The sequence below is a fragment of the Nonomuraea ceibae genome, from assembly GCF_019396325.1.
In the GTDB taxonomy this organism is placed as follows: Bacteria; Actinomycetota; Actinomycetes; order Streptosporangiales; family Streptosporangiaceae; genus Nonomuraea; species Nonomuraea ceibae.
This window is the reverse complement of sequence record NZ_JAHKRO010000072.1, coordinates 35,852-50,238: the sequence shown is the minus strand read 5'-3', so window position 1 is coordinate 50,238 and position 14,387 is coordinate 35,852. Positions and strand designations below refer to the sequence as shown.

13 protein-coding genes are annotated in these 14,387 nt (G+C 69.9%); 8 read left to right on the top strand and 5 right to left on the bottom strand.

From position 1 onward, the window contains the following. Together KME80_RS33355 and KME80_RS33350 are read left to right on the top strand one after the other, a co-directional pair. The coding region (locus tag KME80_RS33355) for a hypothetical protein (protein WP_219510534.1) at positions 1-348 on the top strand (348 nt) is incomplete at its 5' end. 844 nt (positions 349-1,192) lie between these two features. After that, positions 1,193-1,933, top strand: coding sequence for an enoyl-CoA hydratase/isomerase family protein (locus KME80_RS33350; RefSeq protein WP_219510533.1), 741 nt, complete (start codon positions 1,193-1,195; stop codon positions 1,931-1,933). 201 nt (positions 1,934-2,134) lie between these two features. On the opposite strand, the gene KME80_RS33345 is transcribed toward KME80_RS33350, so the two are convergent. Then, complete coding sequence (locus tag KME80_RS33345; RefSeq protein ID WP_219510532.1) at positions 2,135-2,437, bottom strand: cysteine hydrolase family protein; 303 nt, start codon at positions 2,435-2,437, stop codon at positions 2,135-2,137. 532 nt (positions 2,438-2,969) lie between these two features. Beyond that, the gene (locus KME80_RS33340; RefSeq protein ID WP_219510531.1) at positions 2,970-3,650 is read right to left on the bottom strand and encodes a TetR/AcrR family transcriptional regulator; all 681 of its coding nucleotides are present in this window, start codon (positions 3,648-3,650) and stop codon (positions 2,970-2,972) included. A gap of 92 nt (positions 3,651-3,742) precedes the next feature. On the opposite strand from KME80_RS33340, the gene KME80_RS33335 reads away from it, so the two are divergent. Next, positions 3,743-4,210, top strand: a complete 468-nt coding sequence (locus KME80_RS33335; protein WP_219510530.1) for an anthrone oxygenase family protein — start codon at positions 3,743-3,745, stop codon at positions 4,208-4,210. A gap of 312 nt (positions 4,211-4,522) precedes the next feature. Beyond that, a complete protein-coding gene (locus tag KME80_RS33330) occupies positions 4,523-4,888 on the top strand; it encodes a hypothetical protein (RefSeq protein WP_219510529.1) in 366 nt (121 codons plus the stop codon). Positions 4,889-5,006: 118 nt separating this feature from the next. Here the strand turns inward: KME80_RS33330 and KME80_RS33325 are convergent, their stop codons facing one another. Then, positions 5,007-6,089, bottom strand: a complete 1,083-nt coding sequence (locus KME80_RS33325; RefSeq protein WP_219510528.1) for an alpha/beta hydrolase — start codon at positions 6,087-6,089, stop codon at positions 5,007-5,009. Between the two features lie 110 nt (positions 6,090-6,199). On the opposite strand from KME80_RS33325, the gene KME80_RS33320 reads away from it, so the two are divergent. Next, positions 6,200-6,946 carry a TetR/AcrR family transcriptional regulator gene (locus tag KME80_RS33320; protein WP_219510527.1) on the top strand — a complete coding sequence of 249 codons (747 nt, stop codon included), beginning with the start codon at positions 6,200-6,202 and terminating at the stop codon, positions 6,944-6,946. A 122-nt stretch (positions 6,947-7,068) separates the two neighbouring features. On the opposite strand, the gene KME80_RS33315 is transcribed toward KME80_RS33320, so the two are convergent. After that, positions 7,069-7,992 carry a LysR family transcriptional regulator gene (locus KME80_RS33315; protein WP_219510526.1) on the bottom strand — a complete coding sequence of 308 codons (924 nt, stop codon included), beginning with the start codon at positions 7,990-7,992 and terminating at the stop codon, positions 7,069-7,071. Between the two features lie 95 nt (positions 7,993-8,087). On the opposite strand from KME80_RS33315, the gene KME80_RS33310 reads away from it, so the two are divergent. After that, complete coding sequence (locus tag KME80_RS33310) at positions 8,088-8,840, top strand: alpha/beta fold hydrolase (RefSeq protein WP_219510525.1); 753 nt, start codon at positions 8,088-8,090, stop codon at positions 8,838-8,840. Between the two features lie 70 nt (positions 8,841-8,910). Beyond that, the gene (locus tag KME80_RS33305) at positions 8,911-9,783 is read left to right on the top strand and encodes an oxidoreductase (RefSeq protein ID WP_219510523.1); all 873 of its coding nucleotides are present in this window, start codon (positions 8,911-8,913) and stop codon (positions 9,781-9,783) included. A 349-nt stretch (positions 9,784-10,132) separates the two neighbouring features. On the opposite strand, the gene KME80_RS33300 is transcribed toward KME80_RS33305, so the two are convergent. Beyond that, positions 10,133-13,438 carry an ATP-binding protein gene (locus KME80_RS33300; protein WP_219510522.1) on the bottom strand — a complete coding sequence of 1,102 codons (3,306 nt, stop codon included), beginning with the start codon at positions 13,436-13,438 and terminating at the stop codon, positions 10,133-10,135. Positions 13,439-13,582: 144 nt separating this feature from the next. Between KME80_RS33300 and KME80_RS33295 the strand changes: the two genes are divergently transcribed. Next, positions 13,583-14,344 carry an SDR family oxidoreductase gene (locus KME80_RS33295; RefSeq protein ID WP_219510521.1) on the top strand — a complete coding sequence of 254 codons (762 nt, stop codon included), beginning with the start codon at positions 13,583-13,585 and terminating at the stop codon, positions 14,342-14,344. Positions 14,345-14,387 lie beyond the last annotated feature (43 nt).

Sequence of the window (14,387 nt, the reverse complement as noted above, 5' to 3'; positions counted from 1 at the left end):
CGCGTGTTCGTCGCCGCGCTGGCGGCGACGACGCTGGGCTTCCTCGGCTACGTCGGCGTCCTCGCCCTGACCGGCGCGACCGTGATCGGGCCGGTCGTGCTCGGCCGGCCGGTGCCCTGGCTGCTGCTCCAGCTTCTCGCCGTGACCGTGGTCGCGGCCGGGATCACGACCGCCGTCACCGCCTGGCGCACCCGCCGCCGCCCGGCCCACGGAGCCAAGGGCGCGAGCCGCGCCGCCGTGCAGGACATCGCGCCGGCCCCTGAGGGGCGGGTCCGGCTCTGGCTGCTGCTGGTGGCCGGGCTGGCGTTCGTGCCCTGGGCCCTGTTCTGGGGACTCATCATCCCGTAGACCCCTTTCCGCCCCGGCTCGGAGGACGAGGCCGCCAGAACCGGCGGCGCCCGCGCGAAAGTCCTCGACCTGCTGATCGACGTCGTCGCCGCGGGTCTCACGCCCGGGAAGGAGTCCCCGGCTTGCGGCCCTGCCTAGGACATCGCGAGGACTGCAGGAATTTGGATGATTTCGTGAAGAAGTCAGGGGCCCCGGGCAATAACAGCGGTCCCTTACTCCCTTCCGGAAGGCGTCCTGGTGCATGAACGATCCTCTTGCGGTTGAGGCCGCGACAACAAGCGCCCACGAGGTGTCGGATTCCGAGGTGATTGATCGATCTCTGCTCGATCCTGAGAGGTTCGCGGAGATCTTCCGCAGGCACTTCCACGTCATCCACCGCTATGCCTCCGCCCGTCTCGGGCCGACAGCGGCCGACGACGTCGCGGCGGAGACCTTCTTGGTGGCCTTTCGGAATCGCCAGAAATACGGGCTGTCCCCATACGGAAACGGCCGTTCGCTTCGCGCTGATTGCCCATTCCGCGATCTACGCCATTGGCGGGATGGGCCGGTGGCGCATGCCGTGCCCCGGCGGCGTGCTGATGGGCCTCTACCTGGCCTTCCTACTTCATGGAAAGCTCACCTTCGGCGAGACGCGCCGCCGCGTCAAGGTCATCGGCCGCCTCACCGAGTTGCCCCGACCGACAATACGGCGTTGGCACTCACCACCGAGGCCGCCTAAGATCCACCCACGGTACCTACCTCGTGGGGCCAGTTGCACCGCTCCGAGGACGCGACACACAAGGTGATCGTCGGGCTGCACGTTCCCCAGCGCACCGGCAATGCGGCGAACTCAAGAGGTGACTTAATGATCGACGTAACCGACCACCAAGGCATCGCCGTACTCACGCTGGCCCGCGGGCCGGTGAACGCGTTGGATCTGGAGTTGCTCACCGCTCTTCCTGAGGCCCTCGCCGCCGTCGAAGGCGCCCACGCCATCGTCCTGACTGGCAGCGGGCGGTCCTTCTGCGCGGGTGTGAACCTGAAACGCATTGTGGAAGGCGGCGTCCAGTACATCGAGAAGTTCCTGCCGGCACTGAGCCGTGCGATGCTCGCCCTGTTCGAGCATCCCAAACCCGTCGTGGCCGCCGTGAACGGTCATGCCCTGGCTGGCGGCTGCGTGCTGGCGGCCGCCTGCGACCTGCGGCTGATGTCAGCCGGCACGATCGGGCTCACCGAACTCGCCGCCGGAGTGCCGTTCCCAACGGTCCCGCTGGAGATCATGCGCCATGCTCTGGGCCCGGCACTGGACACGCTGATGCTGCGAAACGATCGGCTGAATGCCGGTGAGGCCGCCGCGATCGGTCTGGTACACGAGATCATCGAGCCCGGGCATCTACTCACCGCGGGACTGCGACGGGCCGAAGAACTGTCCGCCGTCCCGCCCGAGGTGTACGCCCTGTCCAAGCTCCAACTCCACCGGCCGGCCCGCGACCGCATCGCCGCCGCCCAACCCCAGGACGAGCCCCACGTACTGAAAATCTGGAGCTCGGAGCGCACTGCTCAGAGTCTGCGCGACTATCTCGACTCCCTGCGCCAGTCCCGCTGATGTGGCTCCCTCCCTAGTCAGCGACACAGCGACTGCCTTGGCCGTGCCTCTATCGGCGCCCTACGTCTCCCTTGACCGCCACCCCTGGCGGACGATCACAGGCGAGCGGTCCACTCGTGGGCGGTGAGGGCGTCAGCGCCCTTGGCTGGGAAGACGCATCGCCCCGGTCGCGACGCCGGTCAGCACGATCGAGTCGACGCGCTAGGCGCGGAGCAGGCGATCGAGGTCGGTCGCCGCGAACGCGCTGGCCCTGCGCTTGAGGACGACGGCCTCGCCCGGCAACGGCTCGATGCGCGCATGCACGAGCGTCTCGGGAGACCCTTCATGGAACAGCGTCCCCGCCCCATGCAGGCCCCTGATCAACTGGTTCCCCGCTGCCACGTCAACCCTTGAGCCCCGGAGCCCGAAACGAATGAAGATCACCGGGATTCCGGCGGCCCTGGCCGCGGGCAGAACCTCTTCCACGACGGGGATCACCTTGGCGGCGAAGGGATAATTGTCCACGATGCCCGCCTGCCGATCCTCCGGCGCAAGGCCACGTAGCAGCGGGTCCCCTCCCTGCCGGGTGCGCGTCAGGCCAGCGCCCGCAGCTCTCCCAGCCGCGTTCGCATCCGTCTGCCGGCACCCGCGCCAGCCCGACGCGGATCGGGTCGCTGAGTGCGGCCATCACCTCCGTCAAGGCGATCTCAGCCTGTTCGGGATGATGCGCCTGCCTCATCGTGATCGGGTGGCCGCTGTAGTGATCGGCGTACTCGGCCGGCAGCGAGCGCAGGCACCCCTCTCTGTAGATCAACATGCGGTCGGTGCACTCGGCCCGTACGGTGCGCACACCCACCGCTCGGCATAGCAGTTGCCCGCGGCGTGCGGGCGGGCGTCGAAGGCAGCGGTGAATTCGGTATCGCGGTCGCGGGTGAGGAAGCGGGCGGATCTGATCCCGGTCACCGAGGTCCATGAGTGGGTCGCGGGCCTGCTGGGCCGTCCAGGCGCCGAGCGGATGGGCGGTCACGCCCAGGATGAGCCGCGGCCGGTCCCCACATCAGCGGGCGTCGGCGCGCCCTGGATGTTCGAGCAGGGCCGCCGCGAGCATGGCGGCGAGCCACTCCTCGTACTCGGATTCGCTCCACCCGCACACCTCAGTCAGCTTCTCGAAGTTCTCCGTCGAGGTGAGGACGTAGATCTGCTCGGCCGCCCGGCCCGGCGGGAGTCCGCGGCGCAACGCTCCGAGGGCGTGGAGGTGCTCGGCCGGCCCACGGCTTCCGGTCAGCCTTTCCCGTTCGATGCCGACCAGCACGTCCTGGAGTCCCGCGTCGGCCGGGGACGCGGCGGCGGCCGCTCGCAGGACGCGGTGCACGGGCTTGATACGCCGGAGGATCGCGGTCGCCATGGCGGCGTACAGGGCCAGCTTGCGCACCGGATCCGGCTCGTCGAGGATCGCCTCGATCGCGGGACGGTCGCTCTGCGCCAGCGACCGGGCGTCCCCGGCCAGGGTGATGTCGTAGACGAGCTTGGCCAGTGAGGGTTTGCCACCCGGGCAGGACGAATACAGCGTCTGAACAGCCACGCCGGCCTCGCGCGCCACTTCGGCCATGGTGGTGTCGGCGTAGCCCTTGGCGACCATCAACTCCCCCGCCGCCGTCGCGATCTTCTGTCGCGTGGCCTGGGCGTGTTCCTGGCGCAGGGCGCTGGAGTAGCGGCGCCGCTTCCTCTGCTCAGTCATCGGTGACCATGGTCTCAGAATATATTGACTGGATGAACATCTAATGAAAAGGTTTGATTCTCTTCAATACTTCGTTTCCCGGGAGGCGTACGGTGTCCCTGGCTCTCACCGCGTCCAGAACGGTCGCGCTGTCACTGGTCGGCCTGTACGCGGGCGGGGTCCTGTTCGTGGTGCTCGCGCCGTCCGTGGGCAGCTTGCCCGGGCCCGCGTACGTCCGCTACTGGCAGGCGCTCAACGTCGACTACGGGCGCGCGATGCCGCCGCTCCTCCTGACTGGCATCGCGGCGACGCTCGTCACGTCAGCCCTGTCGTGGCCCCGCGGATGGCTCACCCTCGGCCTCAGTTCGGCGGCCCTGCTCCTGGTGATCCTCACGGTCGCCCTCACCCTGACGGGCCTGGAGCCCCTCAACCGCGTCGTGGACACCTGGAACCCGGACAAACTGCCCGCCGACTGGCACGAGATCCGTCAGCGGTGGCTCAACCTGCACCTCGTCCGGACAGTACTCGCCGTCGCGGCGTTCGCCTGCCTGCTCACCGCCCAGGCCATCGATCGCGGCTAAGACCCTGAAACCGGCAAGCCGACCTTCCGAATTTGGGGGTGGTGCCCCCTTGGCGTGAGCGAGCGGTCCGGCGTCGACCGTTCGGTGCCGGTGGGTTCCAGATCTGTGACCGTCGGCGAGGCGTCGAAGGGGACAAGTACTCCAGTGACACTTCGCGATCTGTCCTGGCAGTGGCAGTGACGGCTACCTCGCATATCGGCGGCATACCATGCATGTACCGCCGCTCCCCAGGCTTGCGGTCCATGGGTCAGCCCTGGCTGACATAAGCGTGGCGCCGGGTGACGCTGAAACCCATGCTGCCAGCAGAAGGACTTGCCGCGCAGGGCGGCGGTCCTGCGCGGCTCCGGAGAGTACCAGCAGGTCCATCAGACATTGGACCGGCTCCAGACGCTCATTCACCGGGTGCCCATGCAAGAGGAGGTCGTCCGGGGGCTGATCGCGGGTGAGCGAGTGTCCCTCCTGCTCGCCGAGGGCGATCCGAAGGGCGCGGCGCACGCGCTGAGGATGAGCGAAAGGATCAAAGGGGCGCTCGATCATGGAGACCCCGAGATCCGTGCCCTGATCAGGCATCTTGGCGAGGACGGCTATAGCGCGGCCTATCGTGAGGGCGCCGACCTGCCGAGGCAGCAGGCGATCGACCGGCTGGCCGCGATGGCCGACCGTCCGGTCTCGCCCTGAGTGGGGAGGCCGCCGCGCTCGCCGCGGCCGTCGAATGGGTTCAGCCTGCAGTCGAAGTAGTACGACGTTGTCCAAGTGGCCGGGCCGACGGGCTGGTGATGGTCAGGGGTGTGGCGCTTCACCGGGGGATCGGTTGGCCGGCGAGCAGGGGCCGGACCTTGGTGAGCATCAGGTCGAGGAATTGGTCGGGGTGGCGGAAGGAGGCGAAGTGGCTCGCGTCCTGGATGAGGGCGAAGTCCTTGACCGGGGCGGTGACGTCGTTGAAGAACCGCCGGACCGGCTCGGGCGGGGTGATCACGTCGCGCTCGCCCTGGAAGATGAAGAACGGGATGGCGAACGTGGTGCCTTCGGCCCATTCGTCGATGGTCGCGGACTCGGGCGTGACGCGCTGGGAGAAGCTCATGGCCTTGGTGTAGGCGGGCAGTTCGCGCAGGGAGTGCAGGGGCGAGGACAGCAGGGAGCCGACCACGACGGTCTTGATGGTGTCGAAGGTGAGCGGGTCGGAGCCGACGGTGTGCTTGTTGTACTGTGACCAGTCCTCGACGCGCCAGGCCGACTTGTCCGGGCCCATCGCGGTGACGGCGGCCAGTTCCTTGCGCTTGCCGGCCGTGCCAAGCCGGTCCAGCAGCGCGCGGTAGGCGGTGTGGTCGCGGCCGCCGGCGTTGATGTTCTGGTCGGTGCCCACATAGGCGGAGTACAGCTCCGGGTGGTTGCGGGCCAGGCGCAGCCCGACGAAGGAGCCGAAGGAGCAGCCGAGCAGCACGACTTTGCCGACGCCGAGCCGGGCACGGACGTGGTGGGTGACCTCCAGGGCGTCGCACTCGAGTCGCCGCAGGCTCAGGTCGCCCTGTCCGTCGGGGCCGCCGCGAGCGAAGGTCTTGCCTGCGCCGCGCATGTCCCACCGCACGATGGTGAAGTGCCGCTCCCAGACGCGGGTGCGCGAGGCGAAGATCAGGTTGGTGGCGCCGGGGCCGCCGTGGAGTTCCAGGATCACCGGGTTGCGGTGGTCTTCGCCGCGGATGGTGATCCACTGGTCGATGCCGCCGATGCGGACGAACCCGGATTCCTCGATGCCGTACGGGCTGGTGATGCGTAGCCGTTCGGCGTGGGCGGTGCGCCTGAGCCGGCGGTAGCCGAGCAGGCCGGCGGCGGGTACGGCGATGGCAGCGGTGGCGGTTGCGGCGATAGCGATGCCCAGCATCTGTTACTTCCTTAAACTGTTTATGGTGATAACAAGTGCGTTTACGCTATATACAGTTGCGGGAGGGTGTCAACCGACGTCCGCGAACGACCTCACCAAGGGGAGCGACCATGACCAGGGCAGCCAAGCCGCGCGAGAACAAGGACAAGAAGGCGCGCGACCTGCCGACAGGCATCGCGCTGCTGTGGGGCGAACAGGACCAACCCGCCCGCGGCCCCAAGCCCAGCCTCACCCCCCAGCGCATCGCCCAGGCCGCCGTGACCCTCGCCGACGCCGAAGGGCTGGAGACCGTCTCGATGAACAAGGTCGCCACCGAATTCGGCGTCTCGGCCATGGCCCTGTACCGCTACGTGCCCGGCAAGACCGAACTCGTCGAGTTGATGGTCGAAGCCGTCCTCGCCGGGCCTCCCGACCTGTCGGCCGCCGGCTCCGGCTGGCGAGCTCGGCTTTCCGCGTGGGCCCACCTCCAGTGGGAGGTCTACCAGGCCCATCCCTGGCTGCTGGCCGCCACCGCCATGCGCCGGCAGATCATGGGCCCCCACCAGCTCGCCTGGATGGACGCCGCACTGGCCGCCCTGGAACCGACCGGCCTGACCGCCGGCCAACGCCACCAGGTCTTCCTCCTGGTCGCCGGGCAGGTACGCAGCCTCGCCCAGCAACGGGCCGACTTCGACGAGGACCACAACCGTGAATGGGGCCGCCTGACCAGCGAGCTGCTCAACCGCCACAGCGATCGCTTCCCCGCCCTGACCAAGGCGATCGCCGACGGCGCATTCACCTCCGCCGAGCTCGATCCACTCGACTTCGGCCTTGATCGCATCCTCGACGGCGTCCAGGTGCTCATCGACCGTGCCTAGCGAACCCCTACGATCGCTGACCTGCTGACACTGCTGCGACGCAGGTGAACGACGGCAAAGGCGCTGGATGCCATGCTCGAGAAACCGATCGCCCGGGAGCCCTCCCATCGGTCAGGACAACGCTACGCAGAAAGGGCGGAAGGAGTCGCAACGCTGGTGATGGGACCGGCCAGGAGATTCTTCGCGGATCGCACGAACTCCGTGACGAGTGGGTTCGTGTCTGCGGTCCGGGTGGCTACGACGATCTGGCAAGGCTCGATCCCGTCGAGCGCAACGGTGACCAGGCCGGGGCGCAGGGTGTGGCGCCGGTCGCCGGCCGGGACGATGGCGATGGCGGTGCCGTCGGCGATGGCCTCGAGTTTGTCCTCGTAGGTCTCGGCCAAGGTAGGACCCACCGGGGCGGGTTCGCTGTCCGATCGGGGTTCGAGCCGCCAGAAGGTGGTCCATGCGACGCCCATCCCGGTGCAGCCCACGAGTGGTTCCGCGGCGATGTCGTCGGCCGTGACCGCCTCTTTCCCGGCGAGGCGGTGCGAGGCGGGCACGAGCAGGACCCGGGCCTCGGAGTACAGGACCGTCACCTCCAGTTCCTCGGCCGGGATGGGCAGCGGCGTGCGGGTGACCAGGACGTCGACCTGCCGCTCCAGCAGCATGGAGGCGTCCTGTGAGCCGAGGTGACGAGTGCGGACGTGGGCGTCGGGACAGCGATGGCGCAGGTCGCGCACGGCGGATGTGATGACGAGATCGTCGGCGTACCCGATGGTGATCGTGCGCGCCGGCGCCGCGGCCCGGGCGGTCCGGACCGCCTGCTGGGCGCCGTGCAGCAGTTGCTGTGCCTGGGGCAGGAAGGCCGCGCCCGCGGCGGTGAGGCGGCTGCCCTGGGTGGTGCGTTCCAGTAGACGCACGCCGAGAGTGTTCTCCAGGCGCTGGATCTGGCGGCTCAGGGAGGGCTGGGCGACACGCAGTTCCTCGGCCGCTCGGGCGAAGTTCAGCTGCTCGGCGACGACCGTGAAGTACCGGACCAGTCGTAGGTCCAGATCGGGAAGCATGTCCTCAGGCTAGTCCCCCGTTATGCAGTTCTTGCATCACGAGGTGCAATACAGGACTTGGACGCCTACGCCGGCACGGTGGTGTCATACCTGGCATGACCATTGTCTTTGTCCACGGCGTCCCGGTGACCTCTGCGGTCTGGACCCCTCTGATCAGCAAGCTGCCGAAGCCCCGGCGGCAGGACGTCGTCCGGCTCTCACCTCCGGGCTTCGGCGCCGCACTTCCTGCGGACTTCGGTGCCACCTTCCTGGACTACCGGGACTGGCTCATTGACGAGCTGTCGCGGCTCGGCACCCCGGTGGACCTGGTCGGTCACGACTTCGGCGGCGGTTACGTGCTGGAAGTCGCGATGGCCCGTCCCGACCTGGTGCGCAGCTGGACCAGCGACACCATCGGCGGGTACGAACCGGACTTCACGTGGCATGAGATCGCAAAGACCTGGCAGACACCAGGGGACGGGGAACGCCACATCGAGGACACCTTCTCGGGAGACGCCGCGGAACGGACGGCGCGCATGATCTCGTGGGGCATCCCGGAGCCGGCGGCCGGCCAGGTGGCGCTCGGGCAGGGCCCCGAGATGGGCAGAGCCATTCTGTCGCTGTACCGCTCGGTGCCCGAGAACATGCTGGCCGAACGCGGGCGCGATCTGGCAGCCGCAGCGGCCCGGCCCGGACTGGTTCCCGTGGCCACCGACGACCTCACTGCCGGCAGCGTTGCCCTCCGCCACCGGGCCGCCCAGCGCGCCGGCGCCCGTGCCGTCGACCTCGACGGGCTCGGTCACTGGTGGATGCTGCAGGACCCGGCCCGGTCCGCCCGCATGCTGTCGGACTTCTGGGACAGCCTGTGAAGCGGCACATCCGGAAACCATTGATCTTGACCACCGCGCAACCCGATCACGGAAAGATCGCCCTCACCTCATGACCATGCACATCCCCGATCAGACCGGCCGGACCGTCATCATCACCGGCGGCAGCAGCGGCATCGGCAAGGCCACCGCTGCCGCACTGGCGGCGAAGGGCGCCCGGGTCATTCTCGCCGTGCGCGACCAGACCCGCGGGCGCGCGGCCGCCGCCGAGATTGGCGGCCTCACCGAGTCACGCCCGCTCGACCTCGGATCGCTGGCCTCCGTACGTGAGTTCGCCCGCACCGTGGACGGCCCCGTCGACTATCTGATCAACAACGCCGGTTCCATGACCCATACCCTGCAGCACACCGCCGACGGCTTCGAGAGCCAGCTCGGCGTCAACCATCTCGGACACTTCGCACTGACGAATCTGCTCCTGAGCCGGATCGCCGGGCGGGTGATCACCGTGTCCTCCACCAACTACCGCAACGCGCACATCGACTTCGAGGACCTGCAGTGGCAACGACGGCCCTACCGGCCGTTCGGGGCCTACGGACAGACCAAGCTGGCCAACCTGCTGTTCACCCGAGAACTGCAGCGCCGCCTGAACAGGGCCGGCTCACCGATCCTGGCCACGGCAGCGCATCCCGGCTGGGCAGCCACCGGATTCACCATGACCACCGGCCGGCGGATCCTTGACCACACCCTCGCACTGGGAACGCGGCTCCTGGCCCAAAGCGCCGAAGGCGGGGCCCGGCCGACCCTCCTGGCCACCGTCGGCAACGTCCCCGGCGCCAGCTTCTCCGGCCCCAGCCGGTTCGGGGTACGCGGCCCCGCCGCCCTCGAAGAACTGTCCGGTGAAGCCCTCAACGATGACGCCGCGCGAAAGCTCTGGGAGGTTTCCGAACTCCTCACCCATGTCAAGTTTCCCCTGCCCACCGCCTGAGCGGCCGGTCTGACCAACTGGCGCCGTGGCTTCACGACTTCCGGGGCTGTAGCGCCGCAGCTGCTGTCCACGACGTCCATGACGACCTCCAGGCGCCGTGCGGGCAAGATCGCCGCCACCGAGCAGCCAAGCCAATCCCAAGAAACCCCAGCTCAGAACATGTCTACGAGCTTGAAGCGGTACAGGCGCGAGCGGCTTTCGCCTGTCTGCCTTGGGAGGGGCCCTGCTCGACCATCGTCAGCGCGAGGGGCTCCGCAGGTGGCGGCGGCCGGGTAGCACGAGGGAGGTGACGGTTCGAGCGGCGGCGATCGTCGGTCAGTAGGCCCCCTTGCCTGGCGGGTCCTCCATCTCACGCGTCGAGCCCCTCCGCGTCGGCGTCCGGGCTCAGGGCCGGCCCCTGGTCGAATGCGGCCTCGAAGCCTGCTTCTCCCAACGCTGCCTTGAGCGCGGCGGTGATCCGGTCCACGTCGCCACGCTCGGCCGCCGGCAGCGGGGCGCCCGCCGAGGCACGGGCCGCGGCCGCGGCGCCCAGCAGGCGCGCGGCCCGCACATGGTCTCCGGCGAGGGCCCACGCCCCGGCGAGCCCTTCCCGGGCCAGGGCGACGGCCCGGGGATCGCCGGTGTCCCGGGCCGCGGCCAGCCCTTGCAGGTGCAGCGCTCGTGCCGTCTCCGTGTCCCCGCGGAGCTCCGCGATGAAGCCGAGCTCGGCCAGGATCAGCGCCGCACCGTACTCCGCGTCGAACTGCCGGTTCCACTCCAGCCAGCGGCGCAGGTACGACTCCGCCCGATCGAGCTGACCCTGCCGACGCGCCCCCAAGGCAAGCCCGAGCTCGGCGAACTCCTCAGCCGGCTGGTCCCCCTGCTCGACGGCAAGACGCCGGCCTCGCTCGTGGAACTCCTCCGCCCTGGCGTGGTCGCCGGTCAACAGGGAGATCCTGCCGAGTTCGGACCAGCGCATCGAGGCGTCGGTCCACAGTCCCAGGTCCTCAGTGATCTGCAGTCCCTCCCGGTGCAGGCGGCCGGCCTGCGGATAGTCCCCCTCGATCTCCGCCACCCGCCCGAGCACGGCCATGGCCTGCGACTGCCCCCACCGGTCGCCGATCTCGCGGAAGAGCGCGAGGCTCTCCTCGGCCTCGCGCCGGGAAGCCTTGAGATCGCCGCACACGTACGTCTGCATCCCCCGGGCGCTGAGCCCGGCCGCGAGCGCCCAGCGGTCGCCGAGCGCGCGAGACCCGGTCAGCACCCGGTTCAGCAGTTCCTCGCCCACCGCGAATTCTCCGAACCGGGTGAGCGCGAAGCCGAGCAGCCAGCCCGCCCTGGTCCGTTCGTGCGGGTCGCGGATGCCCTCGTACACCTCCAGGACGGCGCGGCTGTGGCGTGCCGGCCCGTCGGGGGCGCCGGAAAGCAGGCTCATCCCGGTCTGCCAGGCCACGGTGCCCGACCGGTCCGGCACCCGACCGGCGGTGGCGCCCTCCGCCGGGTCCGGCGTGCCCGCGTCGGGTCCGGAAGGATCCTGCGGCTGGGCGAGGGCCAGGGCGAGGTAGCGGTTGGCCTCGCTCAGACGGCCGCGCAGGAACCAGTACCAGGTCATCGCGTGGACGAGCCGACGCATCAGATGAGCGTCGCCGTCGGCGGCGGCACTGTCGAGGGCGCTGCGGAGGTTGGCGGTCTCGGCGTCCAGGCGGCGCAGCCCGTGCTGCTGGTTGGCGCCGCGCAGTAGGGGGTCGGCCCGCTCGGCGAACGCCGCGTAGTAGTGCGCGTGGGCGCGGCGCACCCGCTCGTGTTCGGATTCCCGCAGCCGCTCCAGGAGGTACGCCGAGACCGATTCGAGCAGCCGGTACCGAGGGCCGTCCGCCTCGTGGGCGACCAGCACGAGGGAGCGGTCGACCAGGCGGGTCAGCAGGTCCAGGACCTCGGCGGGCTTCACGCCGGCGCCGGCGCATACGGCCTCGGCGGCCTCCAGGGTGCAGCCGTCGGAGTGGACGGCGAGCCGGCGCAATACCGCCTGCTCGGCCGCGGTGAGCAGTTCCCAGCTCCAGTCGATCATCGCGCGCAAGGTCTGCTGCCGCGCGGGGGCGCCCCGATGGCCGCCGGTGAGCAGCCGGAACCGGTCGTCCAGGCGCCTGGCCAGCTCATGCACGCCGAGCACTCGTACCCGGGTGGACGCCAGCTCCAGGGCCAGCGGAATCCCGTCGAGCCGGCGGCAGATGGAGGCGATCGCCTGGGCGTTGTCCTCGGTGAGGTCGAAGCCGGGGGAGGCTGCGGCGGCACGCTCGAGGAACAACCGCACCGCGCTCGACGCGCGCAGAACCGCCAGGCCGGCCGAGCTCCCGGGCAGGTCGGGCGGGGGCAGATCGAGCGGGGGCACTGTCCAGACCCACTCTCCCGGAACGCTCAGCGGCTCCTGGCTGGTGGCCAGGATCCGTACGTACGGGGCGTTGCGCAGCAGCGCCTGGACCAGGTCGGCGGCGGCCTCGATGACGTGCTCGCAGTTGTCCAGGACCAGCAGCAGGCGCTGGGAGCGGAGCGCGTCGGACAGCCGGTCGAGCAGCGTGTGCGGCCGCCTGCCCGGCAGGGGGCCAGGATGGGCGTCGTCCCGGATTCCCAGCGTCGTGGCCACTACCTCGGCCAGTTCGTCTTCCGTGGCCGAGGTGCCGGGTCCGGTGGAGAAGGCCTGCGAGGCGAGCTCCACGAGCCAGACGCCGTCGGCGTAGGAATCGGTCAGGCCGGAGGCCACCTCTACCGCCAGGCGGGTCTTGCCGACCCCGCCGGGGCCGGTCAACGTCACCACGCGGCCTGCCGCGATCAGGGCGCGGATCCGCTCGACGGGCTTCGACCGTCCGATCAGGCCGGTGGCCGGGGTGGGCAGATTGTTGTGGCGGCGCGGGGCGGGCGCGGGTGGCGGGACGGCCCGCAGAGCCGGGTCCTGTCGCAAGACCTCCTGCTGCAGGGCGGACAGTTCGGGGCCCGGCTCAAGGCCCAGCTCCTCCTCCAGCCGGCGGCGTAGATCCTGGTAGCTGTCCAGGGCCTCGCTGGCCCGGCCCGCGCCGTACAGGGCGCGCATGTGTGCCGCGCGCAGCCGCTCCCGAAGTGGGTGGCGGGCGGTCAGGTCGCCGAGTTCCCCGGCGAGAAGGCTGTGCTCGCCCAGTTCGAGGCGGGCCTCGGCCTGCTCCTCCAGGGCCAGCAGGCGCTGCTCCTCCAGGCGCATGACGGCTGCGCGCGTGAAGTCCTCGTCGATGAAGTCGGCGAAGGCGGGACCGCGCCACAGCGCCAGCGCCTCGGTGAGAAGCCCGGCACGCTCGCGGGGGTCGGCGATGGCACGGGCGCGCGTGGTGAGTGCGCTGAACCGGCCCGCGTCCACCGCGTCGTCCGCCACGTCGAGGACGTAGCCGGGTCCCCGGCGTACCACCAGCTCCTGTTTCCCGGACCGGTCGAGTGCCCGCCGCAACCGCGACACCAGGGTCTGCAGGGCGCCTGTGGGATTCGCCGGCGCCGCGTCCCCCCACAGTTCGTCCACGAGCCGGTCGGCGGAGACCACCTGCCCCCAGGACGTCAGCAACGCCGCGAGCAGTGCGCGCACCTTCGACTCGGGCACCACCACGAGTTCGCCGTCCGCCGACCAGACGGCGAGCGGACCCAGCACCCCGAAACGCATGGACTCACCGTACGGCCACGTCGCCCCTGCCTGGCCTGTCAGCCCACCGCAAGCAGACCGAGAGAAAACCGCGAGCCCGGTCCCGCACGCTCTGGTGTGCCGGTCGGACCGGCACCCACCCGAACGTTTGACCAGGGAGTCACCATGAGCAGGTTCGCAGGCAAGAAGGCCGTCGTCACGGGCGGCACTCACGGAATGGGCCTGGCCATCGTCCAGGCGCTCCTGGAGGGCGGCGCCGAGGTCGTCCTCACGGGCCGCAACGAGACGAAGATCGAGCAGGCGCGCACCGAGCTCAAGCCGGACTCCGCGCACGTCGTGCGCTCCGACGCGGCCAGCATGGCCGACATCCGCGCGCTCGGCGACACCGTGCGGGACAAGCTCGGCCGCATCGACTACCTCTTCGTCAACCACGGCATCGCCGAGGTCCAGACGCTGGAGGAGGTCACCGAGGACTCCTGGGACCGGCACTTCGCCGTCAACGCCAAGGGCGCCTTCTTCACCGTGCAGAGCCTGTCACCGCTGATCAACGACGGCGGGGCGATCGTCTTCACCACCGTCGCCAACGACCTGATCTTCCCCGGGCTGAGCGCCTACTCCGGCTCCAAGGAAGCGGTACGCGCGGTCTCCCACGTCCTGGCGGCCGAGCTCCTGCCCCGCAAGATCCGCGTCAACTCCGTCGCCCCCGGCTACATCAAGACCCCCACCATGGGCGTCGCCGGGCTGAGCGAGGAGGAACGCCGTGAGTTCGAGCTGCAGGGCAGCCAGACCACTCCGCTCAAGCGCAACGGCACCGTCGAGGAGGTCGCCGCCGCCGCGCTCTTCCTGGCCGCCGACGCGACCTTCACCACCAATGTCGAACTCCCGGTCGACGGCGGCTTCGCTCAGGGCCTCAGCGGCGCCCACTGAGCCGACCCCCGCCACCAGCCGCCGTCCCGCCCAAGGGCGGGAC